Annotated in this window: 1 protein-coding gene and 1 pseudogene; both read left to right on the top strand. The window is 57.0% G+C overall.

Annotated elements, in window-relative coordinates; genetic code table 11:
* Positions 1-144 precede the first annotated feature (144 nt).
* Positions 145-568: pseudogene (locus FEM54_RS32985) on the top strand (DUF4160 domain-containing protein).
* Positions 565-1029: a DUF2442 domain-containing protein gene (locus FEM54_RS32980; RefSeq protein ID WP_099547611.1), complete on the top strand. Its 465-nt coding sequence runs from the start codon at positions 565-567 to the stop codon at positions 1027-1029. Before FEM54_RS32985 ends, FEM54_RS32980 begins: the two are co-directional and overlap by 4 nt.
* Positions 1030-1102: the final 73 nt, after the last annotated feature.

Below are 1102 nucleotides of genomic sequence, written 5' to 3'. Positions count from 1 at the left end.
CTCGGCATGAGTGGTTACAACCCCGCATTCGCGGGGTTGTTCGTCGTTACTAATCTGTGAAACAGCTTCGCAAGGATGGAGCCGGTTGTCGGGTGCCACGGAAAATTGTTACCTGACGGAAAATAACCTAACGGATGGGTTGCGATGAAAGTAGGTGCTTACAAGGGATATGTGATTTCAGTGCTTCTGCGGGATGAACACTGCCCGCCCCACGTTCATGTCAGGGGCATGGGATGCGCGTTTTCGTTTCAGCTTCCTGGATGGGGATGTGGAGTTGTGGGATGTAGAGCCTGATCGCAGGCGGCCGCCTACTGCGCTCCTGAAGGAATTACGCGAGGCGATCATGCAGCGGCACTACCTGGCGCGTGCACGCCGGACCTGGTGGGAGAAACTGCAAACGGTTTGCCTGGAGAACCATTCCTGGGATTGGGACGCTGGTGAATTGGTTCAAGGGTTGGTTATTCGACGTGGTGTCTATGTCATCGCAAGCGCCCGGCACGATGTCGTAGAGCAAAGAACAATTTTGAATCTGGTCAGAGCGCCAGATTGCGTGGGGATTAATTTATGAAAATCGTAAAAGCCAAAGTCGTACCCTATAAGCCGCTCACTGACGCCGATGTCGACAAGGCCATCACCCGTGGGCGCAAGCTCAAACGTCTGTACGCCAATGCCAGCAATGTGCGCTATGAACACGAGTGCATTTCCATCGGTTTCAGCGACGGCAGCCGCGTCATGTTGCCTGTAGCCGGGTTGCCGGAGTTCGAAGGGTTTTCCCTGGAGGACTTTCAGCAACTGGAGGTCGGCTTTGGCGGCAAGGCGCTGTGCTGTGAGGCGCAGGATCTGGACGTTTCGATCACCGGGCTCATCGCCACCAGCCAGCCCTTGATGGACCTGGCGACAAGCCTGGTAGCGTCGCGCAACGGTCGCAAGAGCAGCGCCGCCAAAACCGCCGCCGCCCGAGCCAATGGCAAGAAGGGCGGTCGGCCACGCAAGGAGCCGTTGGATAACGGTGATTCAACAGATGCATGAAAACCCAGTGTGGGAGCTGGCTTGCCTGCGATAGCGGTGTATCAGTTGACCGATGCAGGGCAGGCCTACCGCC

This window comes from Pseudomonas edaphica, from assembly GCF_005863185.1.
Classification (GTDB): domain Bacteria; phylum Pseudomonadota; class Gammaproteobacteria; order Pseudomonadales; family Pseudomonadaceae; genus Aquipseudomonas; species Aquipseudomonas edaphica.
The sequence above is the reverse complement of the archived record's forward strand: the minus strand, read 5'-3'. Positions and strand labels throughout refer to the sequence as shown.